The sequence below is a fragment of the Flavobacterium cutihirudinis genome (genome assembly GCF_003385895.1).
GTDB lineage: Bacteria > Bacteroidota > Bacteroidia > Flavobacteriales > Flavobacteriaceae > Flavobacterium > Flavobacterium cutihirudinis.
The window spans coordinates 612,543-629,047 of record NZ_QRDQ01000009.1 but is presented as its reverse complement, the minus strand read 5'-3'; the positions used below and the strand labels follow the sequence as shown (position 1 = coordinate 629,047).

The window sequence follows — 16,505 nt, the reverse complement described above, 5'->3', positions numbered from 1 at the left end:
AAGTGCGTAGAACAGTAAGATTTTTATTTAGACTTCCCGACTAAACTCCGTCTTACGGTTTTCCGCACTTTTAAATTGAACCAGTTTTGTACATTTGTTCTAATCGCGAGTTAAAACAGTAACTGATTTTGTTAAGGCAAAGTTATATGGGGTTTAGAGCTGTATTGATACGGAATTCCGGGATTTCCGAATTAGTTTTTTTAATCCCTAGAATTCCTTGAAATTCCTTGAAATTCCCAAAAAAACATGATGCATATGAATAACAATACTATTGAAGATTTATATAAAAAAGCTGTTATAAAGCAGTACGAAGAAGTGAAAAATGGTGAAGATTATATTTATTTGAATGCTCCAACGCGAGGAAAACTCAATAAATTATGTTGGGAAATATTTGAAACAAAATCTGTTTCTACAGATGACAAAGCAATTTTCAATACTTTGCTGGGATTCCCTTTTGATTTAAATACAAAAAATAAATTTAGAAGCAATACAAATCAATTTAGGCCAATTGAAACCTTTCTAAAAGGAGAAACTGATCCAGATAAAATTGAAGTTGTGGATCTGGCTGCTATACTTGTTGATTTTCAATTAAGGCCTTTTAATAAGTTTAGAAAAAAAATTGATGAAGAAGATTTGAAATTAATAAATGAACTTAGAAACATTAATGTTCCCGAAAAAGAAGTTATTATTAATGAATCTTTAGAAAAAAATGAAGAAGAGATTTTTACGGTTTCAAATGAAGATTTTGTTGATACAGAATCTGAAACCTTACCAAAGAAAATAATTTTAAATCAGCCGCAAGCATCAAAACAGACGATGTTTGATATTGCTGACAAACCAAAGTCAGAAAAAATCAAATATATTTTAATTACTGCTGGATTAGTTTTATTAATTATAATACTGTTTTTAGCATTACCTGAAAAAGAATGCATGCAATGGTCTAATGATCATTATGAATTAGTTCATTGTGATGAGCCAATTGCCGGTAATTTAAATGATGTGATTCCAAAAGACGAAAATCTTTTAAAATTTAGAAAAATCATAGTTTGCGATACTACAAATTGCTTTAAACCTGATGGAGAAGCAATTATTTGGTATTCCAAAAAAGACAATATTGTTGAATTTTTTAATAATCACGGTCGCCATCCGGAGAATCATAGTTCACTCAAACCAGTTACAAATCATATTTTGGGTAGATATGTATATGGAAAAGGCATAAAATGTAAAGAATAAAAAAACCTCCAAAATTGGAGGTTTTAAATATTGTTCTTATTCCTGATCCGATTTATAAGCAGTATCCTGTGGAAACAAAATACTGTTCAGGCGAGTGTCTCTTTGATAAACATCAGGATAAAAATCGATGTTTCCGTCTCGGGTTACCCAGGCTGTAAAATAGCCAATATATATAGGCACTTTTTTAGGAAGCATGAATGGAGTTTCTTTTTGTCCGCTCATGGCGTCATTAATTTTTTCAGTTGTCCACTCCGGATAACTTTTAAGCATTTCTACTGCAAGTTCTTTCGCTTTTTCAACATTTATACAACCGTGACTAAAGATGCGTTTTTCAAACCCGAAAAGTGATTTTGCAGGTGAATCATGCATGTAAATGTCGTTGGGATTCGGAAACATAAATTTTACCAGTCCTAACGAATTATCAGGTCCGGGTTTTTGTCTTACCCTTCCTTTGCTCATTTCCATATTATGGTCGGCTAAATAGTTTTTGTCTTCGGCAATTTTAAGTTTCAGCTCATTGTCGACAATACTTTGCGGAACTGTCCAGTACGGACTAAAAACAATTCGGTCAATCTGTCCACTAAAAATAGTTGTTTTAGTAAGTGGTGAACCAATGAAAACTTTAGACACAAGATCAAATTTCTGGTCTCTTACATAATAAAGCATAAACGACGGAATGTTAACCATAACATATTCATCTTGTTTTTCTAATTGCGGAGGAATCCATCGGCAACGTTCCATATTCAGCATCAGCGTTTTTATACGGTCTGTAATAGGTTCGTTCATTTGATCGATATGCTCTTTTGCAAGTATATAATTTGGTGTCTGCGCATGACGTAATTTGTATTTCATTACACCATCCATCAATTCCTGATCGTAGAAATCGCTTTTAGAATCTGTAGCCAAATCACCAATTAAAAAAAGACGTTCTCTAACCTGCGCAATGGTTTTTGATTTGGCATCAGGTCGGAGATCCTGAAATGGAGTATCCATTTCAATTGTTTTCCAGCCACCGCTTTTTTGAATAGCTAGATATTTCTTTAATGCATCCTGAAGTTTATAATACTGACTGAAAAGAGCATTTTTATTGTTGTCTAATAATTCGGGATTTGTAAAGATAGAATCCAGCAAAGTCTCATAAGATATTTTTTTCTTTGGCAGATACCATTCGATTTTCTTTTGTCCTTCGGCACTCATACCTTCAAAAACGTTTTTTGCGTAAAGAATGTACATAGAACTTAGGAAAAACTCGGTGTCGGTTTGTGAAAGTTTTTCAGTTCCTTCTTCGTTAAAAATCAAGTCGATTTTCTTTTTATAAGGAATTTTAATTTCAACACCTTGTTCGTAACTAGCGTTTAGTTTATTGTATAAGAGATAGGCAAACTCCGTTACGTCATCGCCATCATACCAAATCGACTTGAAGCCTTTGTCTTTGTAAAGTGTGGTAACGTCGCTTTGATAAGGTTTTAGATCAGAATACTTTTTGAAAAATGCAACCAACGCTGCATTGTCGATTGTTGGCCCACCATAATTATTAGGCACTTTTTTATCTAAATAGATAATTGCTTTTTTTAAATCTGTCGAGTACGAAGGAGGCGAAATAAAAAAAACGCTTACTAAAATAAGCACAATGCGAGTAAAGTTTTTCATTTTTTTATGTTTTACGTTACTAAATCTGAGAAAAATTGACAAAAAACAAATTCTAAAAAATGATTTGGGGGAGGCACGCGTATTAAAATAATGTTGACTAATTATTACTCAAATTTATAAAAAATATCTTAATATTTTTATTCTTTTTTGTAGTGTCTTTTTAGGATTTTGACAGCATTTCAAAAAAATAGCAAACACCTGAATTTAGTGATGATTTAACTTTTTAGAAGCTAATACTTATTTCTAATTTGTTCAATGTTAATAATTTAATTTAAGGTAAAGAAATATTCACTACATTTATATTACATTAGTTTAACATAATTTTTTATAATTTTTAAGAAATTAAAATAAAGATATTTTTATTGTTAATACTTTTTATTCCCGCTTTGCGCGAAAATTATTGATTACGCTTATCCCATTGTTTCAAATAAAAATAATTAAAAAACCAATGAATTATTTTTTAGCAAAGAAAAAGCAATTTCATACTATAATTTTTGGTTTAGTCTTTCTGGCATCTTTTACTGTTTTTGCGCAAGATGAAAATGTGAAAGAAACTCGTGCAATAAAATTGGATGAGGCAATTTCATTAGGAATTCAGAACAACAGAAGAATCAAACTGGCAAATGCCGATGTTGCTATAGCCAATGAAAATCTGGAACAGGCCAAAATAGCAAAAGTTCCACGCATTGGTTTCAATGCGGGTTACAATTATATTGGTAATCCTGCATTGTACGAAGGATTTTATAAAAACAGGATTGAGGTAGATTACTACAATCATCAAGGGTTTGCGAATATTGTTTCATCGATGCCGGTTTATACAGGTGGTGCTGTAAACGAACGAATTGAACAGCAAAAACTGATTTCGGAAATGCAGAAAACGGCAGTTAAAATGACCGAAGCTGAAGTGAAAAATGCAATCGCCGAATATTATTTTAATTTAGAAAAGCTGTACCGACAAATTGAGGTTACCAAACAAAATATTATAAACACAGATCTTCGAATAAGTCAATTGAAATCGAGGGTTGCGAACGGACAAAACTTGAAAAGTGATTTGCTTCGAACAGAATTACAGCAATCTAATTTTAAAGTTTCGGTATTTCGAAGTACAAATGATATCGAATTGGTTAGCAATTATTTGGATATATTGATTGGGCTTCCAACAAATACCATATTAAAACCCGAAGTAAACGAAAGCATGATTCCGATGGCAGAAATTAATCTGCAGGAAAGTCTTTCAGAGGCTTTTGAAAACCGTATGGAAATCAAAAGATCGGAAATCAGTATAAAATTATCCGAGTCGTCTTTGAGTCTTACCAGAAGCGGTTTTAAGCCAACTGTAAATGCCAGTCTTATTTTGAATTCTGAATATCCGGCGCAATGGCCGAGTTATCTGAATATTGTTAATTTTTGGGCGGCCGGACTTTCTCTGAATTGGGATATTTCAAGTTTTTATAATCTAAAACATCGTGTCAATGCAGATAAATTTCAAATTGATAAAAGCAATATTGCTTTTGAAGCCACAAAAGATCAGATTGACAGAGAAGTAAAATCGGCTTTTATAAAGTTTGAAGAAAGCAAAAAAAACATCAGCACCTATCAAAAAGATGTGGAGCTTTCGCTAAGCAATTACAAAATAGTAAAAAGCCGATACGATAATGATTTTGCGCTTATCAGTGATATGGTAGATGCTGAATTACAGCTAAATAATTCCAAAATATCGCTTGTAAATGCCAATCTAGATTTAATTATTCAGTATTATTCTTTGCAGTATGCAATGGGCAAACTCTAAATAAAAATAATATGAGCGAAGAAACTACGCCAAAAGAAACTCAGAAAACGGATAAAAAGAGAAATACAATTTTGACCATATTGTCTTTTGCTTTTTTGATCGCCGGAGCAGTTTGGATTTTAAGTTTGTTTTTTGATTTCAGTAATCATGAATCCACAAATAATGCGCAAATAGAAGCTTATATAAATAATGTTTCTGCGAGAGCAACGGGTCATATTAAGGAAATTAGGTTCGAAGCCCATCAGCAAGTTCGAAAAGGGGATACATTGGTCATTCTTGATGATTCTGAATATGTTATTAAAGTAAAACAAGCTGAAGCAGATTTGGCTATAGCCGAAGGAAATCTTCATTCGATGCAGCAAACCATTATTACTTCGATTTCAAATCAGGCGGCAAGCAAAGCAAAATTGGCGGGTGATTTGGCAAATCTGCAGAAAGCAGAAAAAGACTATCAGCGATTTAAAAATATGTATGCCGACTCGGCTGTGACGCGCAATCAGTACGATCAGGTAGTTTCGAAAATGCATTCTGATGAAGCTTATCTTAAAGCCGGACAAAAAGAATTGGAGGCTAGTAGTTCTATAACCAAACAAAGTTCAATAAATCTCGAAGCGGCCAGAGCAACTGTAGCAAGAAAAAAAGCCGATCTGGAGGCTGCGAAATTACAGTTTTCATATACAAGTATTATTGCACCTGTTGATGGATTTGTGGGAGAACGAAATCTGTCGATTGGCGAATTGATTAATGTGAATCAGGTCGTTGCAACGATTGTTTTAAATCAGAAATTATGGGTTTCGGCCAATTTTAAGGAAACTCAAATTGAAAGAATAAAACAAGGACAACAAGTTGTTATAACAATTGACGCCTTGGACGGAAAAGAATTTAAAGGAAAAGTTGTTGATTTCTCGCCTGCAACGGGCGCTAAATTCTCGATGGTTGAGCCTGATAATTCAACAGGGAATTTTGTAAAAATCACTCAAAGAATTCCTGTGAAAATAGAATTTGAAGCTTCCGCTAAAGATTTAGAGGAAGTAAAACCGGGAATGAATGTAACTGTTGACGTAAAAAAGTAAAAAATGATTGCAGGAAAAAAAGGAAGCTTGTTTACCCTGATAGGATTATACATCCTAACAATTCCTTTTTTCAACGGTATCAATGTTACGTCTTATGATAATTCGCAAATTTTGGGGCACTTTGGAGAATCGACCACGGCATTTACCTACGCACTTTATATTCCCATTTTTGCAATGTTGGCGTTTTTGCCTTTAGGTTTAAAAATTGGTAAACAAATTCCTATGCGAACGCTTATTTTAAGTGCCAGTTTTTTATCGATTTTATTCAATACAGCTACTTTGTTTGTTACTACAATTGAATGGTTTACATTCTTTCGGGCTTTGTTGGCCGTTGTATCGGTTGTCGGAATATTTGCTTCAATGGTGCCTATTTTACTAAAGTATAATCCTGTTTTTAATATGGCATTGCTTTACGGAATTCTTCAGTTTATTCAAAAAGGAAGTCAGCATATTTATCAGTTTTTAGGTGCTCATTTTACCAGTTTTTATAATTGGACTTTCGGAATTTATTTTCTCAATATCAATTTCCTAATCTGTATACTTTTGGCGTGGTTTTTTTACAAAGCTGATGTCGCGCCTATGAAAGGTAAATTCCAATTTGACTGGCGAGGCTGGATTATTATGATCTTGTTTTTTGCAGTTATTCTTTTTTTATGTGTCGAAGGACAAAGTAGAAATTGGTTGAGTGATTTTAAAATACAATTAGCCTGCGCTTTTCTGTTTATAATTTTGGGAGTCTATCTGATTCACGTTCGTTTTACCGAAGACGCCATAATAGATCCCGCTGTTTATCGTCATAAAAATGTGGTTATTGGAGCTTTTATAATGTTTTACATCGGTGTCATGAACGGAACAGGAACCGTAGTCAAAGGATATATGGATAATATTCTGGGATTTGATTCGGTTACAGGAGCTCAAACGCATTTAGCATTGCTTATAGGTTTGTGTATTTCGATTCCGTTATCAACTTATCTTTTGTACAAACGTATTTATCTGGCTACTATTTTTATTCTTGGTTTTGGTTGTTTTGGATTGTATCATATGATTCTGTTTTTCAGATTTTATCCCGGAATTGATACTTCTGATTTCTTTTTACCACTTATTTTCAAAGGATTGGGAACTGGATTTCTTTTTCCGCTTTCCTTATTATACATTTCAGAAGGCGTACCACCAAAACTTAGTGGTTCGCGCATGATGAGCGGAATTATTGCCCAAGCTGTAATTGCCTCTTTGCTTGGAAGCGCAATTCTAGGAACCTACATTTCAAATCTGAATGTACATCATAAAACAGGACTTAGTCAGCAGTTTACACCGATGAATCAGGAAGCGCAAAAACAATTGAATAATTCAAAAAACAAATTTTTGTATCTGGGACAATCAGAAGCCGAGGCAACAAAAAACGCAGAAAAAAGCCTATACAATCAAACTTCGCAGGCTGCTATTCTTCTGGCTTATAAAGATATTTATCTGGTAATGTCGGCAATATGTTTCCTTCCAATTTTTATTATTCTGTTGTTTAAACTTTGGCGTAGACCAATAGGAAGGGTAGAAGTAGAGCCAATACCAATTTAAGTTGTTTTTTAATTTAAAAGAGAAAAGAATTATGGAGCTTAAAAAGAATCGTTTGTTATTTCGTCTCTGGACCAGAGAAAGTGGTCTTAGCGGAATGTTGCTTTTACTTTTTATCATGCATTTTTTGGCGATTCCATTATTAGGGAGTTATTCTTCCTTTATGGTTGTTTTGAACATTTTTTGGATGTTGTTTTTGCTTGCCGGAATTATCTCTGTGACTAAAAACAAAAAACAAGCAATTCGGATTTCAATTGTACCTTTTCTTTTTATTCTCATTGAATGGATCAGCTTTTTCAATACTAGTAACTTCTTGTTTTTCATAGATTTTTGCCTGTCTTTAATTTCAATAATGCTTTTAATTGTTTTGGTTTTAGCCAAAGTTTTAGAACCCGGTCCCGTAAATGTGCACCGCATTGTGGGTTCCATTGTGGTTTATATGCTGTTGGTTAATTTTTGGAGCATTATTTATTTGTTTGTTTATAATCATATAGAAGGGGCTTTTCAAATGCCTGAGATATTGTTTGATATCAATAGTGAACAAGCTAACTTTTTGTATTTCAGTTATATCACAATTACATCTACAGGTTTTGGAGAAATACTTCCGCTGCATCCAATTGCAAGATCGCTGGTTCAACTCGAAGTGCTCACCGGAGTTTTGTATCCAGTAGTTCTGATAGGAAGACTCGTCTCTGATGCCAACTTCTCACGGGAAAAAAAGCTCTGAGAAAAGAATAAAGAATAAAGAATAAAGAATAAAGAGCAAAGAATGTAAAACCAACAACCAACAACCAACAACCAACAACCAACAACCAATAACCCTAATTATACATCTAACACAAAAGTAAAAATGGAAAATTCTAATCTTAATAAGCGAAAAGAACTCTTTGAAACTATTTTGCAACTATTTTTTATCTTCCTGATTGTAGGATTTTGTTTTACGTTGCTTTTGCCTTTTTTCATGCCAATACTTTGGGCAATTATTCTGGCAGTTATTTTTTATCCGTTTTTTAATTTTCTGCAAAAGAAACTAAAAGGGCGAAAATCATTGGCTTCCATAATAATAACCGTAACAATTGTCGGATTAATGATAGTGCCCGTAGTGTATTTTCTAGGCTCGGCGATTAACAATTTTGTCGAATTGAAAAGCAGTTTTGATGCTGGTACATTAAAGGTTCCGCCTCCTGGCGAAAGTATCAGAGACTGGCCAATAGTAGGAAAACCATTGTATGACTTTTTGCATCTGCTTTCTGTTGATTTGCAAGATGGGATGGTTAAATATGAGGTTCAAATAAAAGAATTGTCAAAAAAAGTTATGGAAAGTGTTTTGAGTTCGGGAATGGCTTTTCTTCAATTTATCCTTTCGGTTATTATTGCCGGAATTTTATTGGTTTCTACTGATGCAAGAAATTTAGTTGTCAAATTTTTGAGAAAAATTGCAGGAAACAAAGCCGAAGAAATTGAAGTTATTACCGTTTCAACGATTCATCAGGTTGTAAAAGGAATTTTAGGAGTTGCTGTAATTCAGACTATTATTCAGGCTTTTGGGCTGTATATGGCAGATGTTCCCTACGCAGGGCTTTTAACTTTAATATGTTTGATATTTTCCATTCTGCAAATTGGGCCAATCATAATCAATATTGGAGTTATTATTTATTTATTCTCGGCTGGAGATTCTGGTCCTGCTATTTTCTGGACCGTATTTTTTATTATCAGCGGGCTTTCGGATAATGTGCTAAAGCCGCTTCTTTTAGGAAAAGGGGCATTGGTACCTATGATTGTAATTTTTCTGGGTGTAATAGGCGGTTTTATAATGTCCGGATTTATCGGTCTTTTTGTTGGGCCTATTATATTTTCTATTGGTTATAAACTATTTACAGCATGGTTGGATGATAATCCTGCTGTTGAAAAAATAGAAACTGTTGAAATAATAGAATAAGTATGATGTAAAATTAGTTTTGAAGCTGCTTTTGATATTTTAAATAGTAATCAAAAGCAGCTTCTTTATTCTATTTTTCTTTTAAATAAGTAAACCTCTTTTAATGCTATTGTGCAATTTTTAAATTTACATTATTTACAAGAATGAGAGGCTGCATATTGCTCATATTGATAAGCGACAAAATGCCATTTTTGTTTTCATTTATTCCATTTATTTTAAAGCAAAACTCATTTCCGTCCCTGTCTCTTAAAGTTATAAATTCTGAAGTATCGCTTGAATTGTTCTGACAACTATTTGATATGGAGTATTTATACATCACTTTCATTATATCTTTATCATAGTTGTAAAGTTTTCCATCCTGAGTAAAGATCCATTTTGTATTTCGGTTTGTGTTAGAAAACCAACTTCCAACGATTCGCTTCGATGAAGGATCTTGGCTTTGTGCGAAAAATACTGAAGTAAAAAACAGCAGTGATAGTGTAAATAATAGCCTTTTCATAGTCTCTTAAATTTTAAAATTATATCGGAATATAAATATCAAAAGTAGCTCCTTTATTCAATTCGCCTTTGGCAGTTATGATGCCATTGTGGTTGTCAACAATTTTTTTTACAATCGCGAGCCCAATTCCTGTTCCGGTATATTCGAGTTTTCCGTGCAAACGCTGAAAAACTTCAAAGATTTTCGAGCTGTATTGTTGTTCAAAACCAATACCGTTATCTTCAATTTTAATATGGCAATAATCCTTTTCAGGAAGTAATTTTTCATTGTTTAAAATGGAGCCTTTGGCAATTTCGCTTTTGATTTTAATAATAATCTGATTTTCGGGATTTGAAAATTTAAGTGAATTGCTCACTAAATTGTACAAAAGTTGTCTGATTTGAAAGGGAATAATATTGGCCTTGCAATTTTCAGAACTTTCAATTTTTGCGTTCTTTTGTTCAATTTCTTCTTTTAAATCTTCTCTAACTTCATTTACAATTTTGCCAATATCTGTTTTTTCAAAAATTCTTTCCTGAACATTTGTTTTCGAATAGGAAAGCAAATCGTTGATTAGTGTTTGCATGCGTTGCGCAGCATTTTGCATTCTTTGAAATTTATCCTTCCCATAATCCGATAAATTGTCAGATTCTTTTTCCATAATCTGAGTGGCAAAAGTTTGGATTTTTCGCAAAGGTTCCTGAAGATCATGACTTGATATATAGGCAAAAGACTGAAGCTCCTGATTCATTTTTTCAAGTTCCTGATTTTTCTGTTCCAATTCTAAAGCATTTTGCCTAAGCATGTCATCAGCCGCTTTTTTTTCTGTAAGATCATGTGTCATTTTTGAAAAACCAATTACCTGATTTTTTTTATTATGAACCGCTGTAATCGTTACATTTGCCCAAAAAAGTGTTTTGTCTTTGCGAACACGCCATCCTTCATGACTGGCTTTTCCTTTTTGAATCGCTAAATTTAATAAAGTCTGAGGAAGATTGTTTTTTCGATCCGATTCGGTGTAGAATTCAGAAAAACTTTTTCCTATAATTTCTTCTGCTTTATAACCTTTAATTTTTTCGGCACCCTGATTCCAGTTTTCAACGATACCTTCATGATTTAGGTATAAAATAGCATAATCCTGTACCTCTTCAACCATTAAATGATAACGTTCTTCACTTTTTTGAAGTGATTCATTCATCAGAATCAATTCTCTGGTTCTAGCGTTAACCTGTTGTTCCAGCTCATTTGTAAATGCTTTTTCTGTATGAATATCAGTAAAAGCACCCACCCATTTTATAATTTTATTTTCTTCGTTAAAAACAGGTTCGCCAATAACGGTATGCCATCTGTAATTGCCGTCAAATCGTCTAAGACGGACATCACAGCGGTAAAGCTCTCCTGTTTTGAGACTATGACTCCAAATTTTTATGTTTTCTTCGTAATCGTCAGGGTGAATCATTTCTTTCCAGACCTTATCTCCTTCGGGGTAAATTCCGGTATATTCAAACCATTTTCCAGAGGCAAACAACGAATTTCCTTTCTCATCAGTTTCCCAAATTAATTGGGGAATACTTTCTGTTAAGGAGCGAAAGCGTTTTTCACTTTCTTCCAATATTTGTTGATGGTGTTTTTCATCAGTTATATCTCTTACTGTTCCCAGTAATTTTTCCGGATTTTTATCAGCATCAAAAAAAACTTTTCCTTTGGCTTCAACCCAATGCACTGATTTATCAGCCCAGATTACTCTCAATTCATAATTAATTATTCCGGTAATTAATGCTTCATTATAGGCATGATTTCTTATTTCTAAATCATCAGGATGAACATGAGAAAGAATTTGTTCATGATTTAAATCTACATCTTCTTTATTTCCGGTTACAATTTCGAGATAACGCTGTGAATAATGCACTTGTTTTTCTTTGAGGTTTAATTCCCAAGTTCCAAGTTCACTGGCTTCAACAATAATTTTGAGCCTTTCTTCATTGAGCTCGATTTTTTTGCGAACCTCTACTTTTTCACTTACTTCAGTGACAGTAACGATGATTCCGGTGATCTCTCCGTTTTCCTCTTTCAACGGACTATAAAGAAAATCAAAATAAGAAACATCAAGTTTTCCGTAGCGGTTTAACGGAATTGGAACTTCATATCCATGAAAAGGAACTCCGGTTGTCAAAACATCGCTTAAAAGAGAATTTACACTTTCTCTAACTTCCGGAAGCGATTCAAACAACGGCCTTCCTACAAAAGTGTTTTCTTCGCGGTCAACAATTTTTAAATAAGCTTCATTGGCCATTTCGACCATATATTCAGGTCCGCGTAAAATGGTAATTCCTATAGGAGCTTGTTTTACAGTATCACGAAAACGCTTGTCGGCCTCTTCTATTTTTTTGGTAGCAAGATGAAGGTCCGTAATTTCTGCGGCTGTATTCATTACACCATAAATATTTCCATTTATATCATAAATTGGTGTAAAACTATAATTGAAATAAAAGCTTTCCAGTATGCCGTTCATCACAATATCTACACGGGCATTTTTATTGTGAAAAGCCTCGCCAGTTTCAAAAACAGTATTTATTTGTTCAAAAATGGCTTGATTTTCAAGTTCTGGTAAAATCTCGGTGTATAATTTCCCAACAACATCATTTCCCTTTCCCCAAACGTCCATAATGGACTGATTTGCGAGTTCGATTCGTTTTTCCTTTCCTACATACACACCAATTGGGAATGGTGCATTTTCGACTAATTGTCTTATTTTCTGTTCACTTTCTTTTACTTTGGATTGTGCCAGAAGTTTTTCATTTTTTTCGGTCGTTTCAATTACAGTTACAAGAATACCGCCAACTTCGCCATCTTCTTTTTTAATTGGGCTGTATGAAAAGTCAAAATAACATTCCTCATCATATCCGTTTCGGTTTAAAACGACCATAAGATCTGGAAAACCGACAGCTTTTCCGTTCATTACATCTTGAAACATTGGCCCGATAGTGGACCAAATTTCTGAAAATGTTTCGAGTGAGCTTATACCCAACGCATCAGGATGTTTTGATGAGCCTAAAATAGGACGAAAAGCGTCGTTGTAGATTTGGGTAAAATCATTTCCCCAGGCAATGTACATTCCAAAAGGATTATTGAGCACTACGGAGACCATTGTACGCAAACTTTGAGGCCATAAATCAGGAGAGCCCAATGGTGTTGTGCTCCAGTTTTTGGCTCGTATTAGAGCGCCCATCTCACCGCCATCGGCTAGAAAATAATGTTCCTTGTGGCTCATTCCTTAAAAATTAGGGCATAAGAACAAATTGCTCTCGTGCAGGCTGTTTTAGATTATTTTCGAGAGTGGTAATCAAAGCATTATTGATTACTGATTTTAGTTTAGAAAATTCACCAGGTTTTCGAATATAATAAGTCGCACCTTTTGTGTACATCAAATCGACAATTTCTATATCGAGTGAGGTAGAGAAAATAACAATAGGAAGATCTTTTAGTGCCTCTTTTTCTTTTATTTCTTTCAAACATTCGTGACCATTTTTGCGAGGCATATTTAGATCAAGAAAAAGAATGTCAGGTAAGTCATTTGATTCCTTTGCAACTAGATGATCCATAAGCTGAACACCATCATTGACAGTTACAAGAGATACAGGCAATGACAATTCATCAAGTGCTTCCTTAAAAAAAGAACAGTCATCATCATCATCATCAGCTAGTAAAAGGTTGTAATGTTTGTTCATTTTTATATTGTGTTTTCCTGATAATTTAGAAATGTTAAATAGCTTTTGTATGTGCTAATATAATGCTAATTTTTTAACAAATAGTCAATTTTACCCTAATATATGATAATGGCTTGGTTTAGAATTAAGCACAATAAAATGAGTCTATTATTTGCATTTTTATTTTTGATTACTAAAGACTGCGTAAAGTAGGTAGAACGCGTTTTTAAGTTTATGGTGAAATAGTATAAGTGTAAGAAAAGTTTTTTTCTGTAAAATTTGATTTTCTAAATTTTATAAGTACTTTTATTAAGTATTTTAAATCTTTAAATATATGAAAAACAAGATGTTAAAAGGACTGGCGTTGTTGAGTGTCTTAACTGTAATGTTTGCTTGCAACACAAAAAAAGAAGAGCCCATAGCGGTCGATAAAGAGCAGGTTAAAAAAGAAATTCAGGCCAAAGAAGATGAATTTGCTGCTGTTTATAATTCTGGCGAAATAAAAAGTATTGGCTATTATGATGACAATGCGATAACTTTTTATCAGAATCGCGCGCCATTAGTTGGAAAAGCAGCAATTGTAGAGTTTTTAAAAGCCGATGCAGTAGCAAGTTCAAACAAAATTTCATTTAAGACAACTGAAGTTTTTGTGTCGAATGATGGAAATCAGGTTGTCGAAACCGGTGCTTATACTTTGGTTGATTCGACAAATGCAACGCTTTCTACCGGGAATTACATTAGCTTGTTTGAAAAGAAAGATGGTAAATATGTTTGTGTCAGAGATATGAGTGCTTCTGATGGGCAGGCTACTGAGTAAAACAAAATCCGATATAAATAAAAAGTGATTGAATAAAATTTTATTCAATCACTTTTTATTTTAATAGCGTTTTATTTATCGTCTACGACCTCCGCCGCCAAAACCACCGCCGCCTCCGCCGTGGAATCCACCGCCTCCGCCACTAAAACTGCTTCCGCCTGATCTTGTACGTCCGCCAGAATTAAAATTAGAAGAACTGCGATTTGATGTTGAAGGGCGATCAAATGATGAACCTCTGTCTGAAGTTCCTGCTGAAGGACGATTTGCAGATCTGTCTGATACTCCTGTAGAAGCGCGATTTCCTGAACCATTTAATTTTCTGTCAGACGTTCCGGCAGATGCACGATTTCCGGAACCATTTGACATTCGGTTAGATACTCCGGTATTGCCCGCACGATTACCATTTCCGTAGCGTCCATTTCTATTGTTGTTAGCTACCGTATTGGATCTGTTTCTATTATTATTGTAATGATTAATGCTGTTTCTGTTGTTGTTATTAATAATTACTGTATTACGACTGTAATGTCCTCCATAATATCCACCATGATACCAGTTATTATGACGGTAAATACCTACCGCAAGAACTGTAAATGCGGCAAAATAAGGAGGATAATATCCATAGTAATAAGGAGGATAATAAGGCACATAAGCTGGTGAATAAACATATTGAACGATTGGTGCCGACTCTACCACTACAGTTGTAGCAGGAACATTTACCGTAACTGGGTTAGAACCCTGATAGCCTGGATTTGCGGTAACTGCAGGAGTACTTTTTGGTTCAATAACATAATCTTTACCATAAAGATCTTCATCTCCTACGCACTGAATGCTAACTTTTCCATTTTTATCTTTATTCACTAAAATAACAGCAACATCCTGAGTTTCACTTTTGCTAACTGCATCTTGAAGTACAAACGTGAAAGAATTATCTTTTTTCGTTGTAGTGACTTTTATAAAATCTACTTTTTTATCCAGATTAAGATCAAGATTATTAATTCCGGTTTCTTTTTTATTTAATGCTGTTTCGAATTCTTCAATAGTTTTTGACTTTTGAAAGAGCGTCAAGACGGCATAAAGATCCAGATTATCTCCAGGAAGATTCAAAGCCGGTGCATCTTCACCTGATTGCGAAAAAACAGATTGGCCTGATAAACTAATCACAACTGCTAAAAAAAAGAATAGAAATTTTTTCATAATGTGTGGTATTTGTTAAAGCTACTGCAAGTTATATAATATTAGCCATATAAAAAAGCATTAGTCTTAAAATTCTTATTGTAAAATTCTTTTAATCAATGTGTTAGTTTTGTTTGTGATTCAAAGAAAGTAGATCTTCAAACAAACAAGAGATAAAATCAAAAAGGAACCCGAAATCCCTTATTTTAAAGGCTTTTTTTGTTGGATTCTTAAAAATATAAATTTATTTTAAATCTTAATGTGTTGTTTTTTAGTCTTTTGTGGTAGCGTTATTTGTAATGTGTCGGGATAAATTTGCACCAAAATAAAACAGTTTTTTTTAAAGCTGTTTGGTGAAATTTTAAATACCACTTTTATGAAATTTTTCAATTTAATAGTATTCCTTACTGTATCATTTATTGGAGTTCCAAAAGCACTATCAGGAAAAGAAAACTGGACAACTTCAGATGTTGAACGATTTAATAGTAAGCTTTCTGAAGTAAAGGAAATGATGAAAACCAGCAATTCATATAACAATAAAATTGCTTTTTTTATCGATATGAAAATCAAATCAGGCAAAAACCGATTCTTCGTTTATGATTTGGAAAATGATAAGATTTTAGATGAAGGACTTGTGGCTCATGGCTGCGGTTCCGAAACCGGAATTGCTGGAGATCTTAAATTCAGCAACGAACCCAATTCTAATGCGACATCTTTAGGGCGTTACTCAATTCGGAAATCGTACAACGGAATATTTGGAAAAGCTTACAAATTAGCCGGCCTGGATCAAACAAATAGCAATGCCTTTAAGAGAGCTGTGGTTTTGCATTCGTATTCCGCGGTTCCTGAACAGGAGCAGGATTATTATATTTCCAGAAGCCACGGCTGCCCGATGGTGAATGAAGCTTTCTTTAAAAGACTTGAAAAGATAATAGACGCTTCTAAAACCAGTATTATTTTAAATATCTATTATTAAGTTATGAATTGTGAATTGTGAGTGAATGGGAAAGTGATTAGTTGCTGTGTGTTTTAAAGTCTGTGAGCGTTTTGTTTGCGGACTTTTTTTATGGATTTTAT

The 16,505-nt window shown here is 33.7% G+C and carries 13 protein-coding genes; 8 read left to right on the top strand and 5 right to left on the bottom strand.

Annotated features, from left to right (window positions below):
* The first annotated feature begins 255 nt into the window (after nucleotides 1-255).
* Nucleotides 256-1,233, top strand: a complete 978-nt coding sequence (locus BD847_RS13455; protein WP_115888783.1) for a hypothetical protein — start codon at nucleotides 256-258, stop codon at nucleotides 1,231-1,233.
* A gap of 36 nt (nucleotides 1,234-1,269) precedes the next feature.
* Here the strand turns inward: BD847_RS13455 and BD847_RS13450 are convergent, their stop codons facing one another.
* Nucleotides 1,270-2,883, bottom strand: coding sequence for a L,D-transpeptidase family protein (locus BD847_RS13450; RefSeq protein WP_115888782.1), 1,614 nt, complete (start codon nucleotides 2,881-2,883; stop codon nucleotides 1,270-1,272).
* A gap of 448 nt (nucleotides 2,884-3,331) precedes the next feature.
* Here BD847_RS13450 and BD847_RS13445 point away from each other — a divergent pair, with 448 nt between their 5' ends.
* From BD847_RS13445 to BD847_RS13425, 5 genes are all read left to right on the top strand, one after another.
* On the top strand, nucleotides 3,332-4,672 hold the full coding sequence (locus tag BD847_RS13445; protein ID WP_147298515.1) for a TolC family protein: 1,341 nt from the start codon (nucleotides 3,332-3,334) through the stop codon (nucleotides 4,670-4,672).
* A gap of 11 nt (nucleotides 4,673-4,683) precedes the next feature.
* Nucleotides 4,684-5,745, top strand: coding sequence for an HlyD family secretion protein (locus BD847_RS13440; protein ID WP_115888780.1), 1,062 nt, complete (start codon nucleotides 4,684-4,686; stop codon nucleotides 5,743-5,745).
* Nucleotides 5,746-5,748: 3 nt separating this feature from the next.
* Nucleotides 5,749-7,317, top strand: a complete 1,569-nt coding sequence (locus tag BD847_RS13435; RefSeq protein WP_115888779.1) for an MFS transporter — start codon at nucleotides 5,749-5,751, stop codon at nucleotides 7,315-7,317.
* Between the two features lie 31 nt (nucleotides 7,318-7,348).
* Entirely contained in the window at nucleotides 7,349-8,041 is a 693-nt protein-coding gene (locus BD847_RS13430) for an ion channel (RefSeq protein ID WP_115888778.1), read from the top strand.
* Nucleotides 8,042-8,164: 123 nt separating this feature from the next.
* Nucleotides 8,165-9,253, top strand: coding sequence for an AI-2E family transporter (locus tag BD847_RS13425; RefSeq protein ID WP_115888777.1), 1,089 nt, complete (start codon nucleotides 8,165-8,167; stop codon nucleotides 9,251-9,253).
* A gap of 106 nt (nucleotides 9,254-9,359) precedes the next feature.
* On the opposite strand, the gene BD847_RS13420 is transcribed toward BD847_RS13425, so the two are convergent.
* Genes BD847_RS13420 through BD847_RS13410 form a run of 3 tightly spaced genes read right to left on the bottom strand, consistent with a single transcriptional unit; the run spans nucleotide 9,360 to nucleotide 13,459 of the window.
* The gene (locus BD847_RS13420) at nucleotides 9,360-9,752 is read right to left on the bottom strand and encodes a hypothetical protein (protein ID WP_115888776.1); all 393 of its coding nucleotides are present in this window, start codon (nucleotides 9,750-9,752) and stop codon (nucleotides 9,360-9,362) included.
* Nucleotides 9,753-9,771: 19 nt separating this feature from the next.
* Nucleotides 9,772-13,002, bottom strand: a complete 3,231-nt coding sequence (locus BD847_RS13415; RefSeq protein ID WP_115888775.1) for a PAS domain S-box protein — start codon at nucleotides 13,000-13,002, stop codon at nucleotides 9,772-9,774.
* 10 nt (nucleotides 13,003-13,012) lie between these two features.
* Nucleotides 13,013-13,459, bottom strand: coding sequence for a response regulator (locus BD847_RS13410; protein WP_115888774.1), 447 nt, complete (start codon nucleotides 13,457-13,459; stop codon nucleotides 13,013-13,015).
* Between the two features lie 313 nt (nucleotides 13,460-13,772).
* Between BD847_RS13410 and BD847_RS13405 the strand changes: the two genes are divergently transcribed.
* Nucleotides 13,773-14,255 (top strand): YybH family protein, encoded by a 483-nt coding sequence (locus BD847_RS13405; protein ID WP_115888773.1) that lies wholly within the window; start codon nucleotides 13,773-13,775, stop codon nucleotides 14,253-14,255.
* 75 nt (nucleotides 14,256-14,330) lie between these two features.
* On the opposite strand, the gene BD847_RS13400 is transcribed toward BD847_RS13405, so the two are convergent.
* On the bottom strand, nucleotides 14,331-15,449 hold the full coding sequence (locus BD847_RS13400; RefSeq protein ID WP_115888772.1) for a hypothetical protein: 1,119 nt from the start codon (nucleotides 15,447-15,449) through the stop codon (nucleotides 14,331-14,333).
* Between the two features lie 355 nt (nucleotides 15,450-15,804).
* Here BD847_RS13400 and BD847_RS13395 point away from each other — a divergent pair, with 355 nt between their 5' ends.
* A complete protein-coding gene (locus tag BD847_RS13395) occupies nucleotides 15,805-16,404 on the top strand; it encodes a murein L,D-transpeptidase catalytic domain-containing protein (protein ID WP_115888771.1) in 600 nt (199 codons plus the stop codon).
* Nucleotides 16,405-16,505 lie beyond the last annotated feature (101 nt).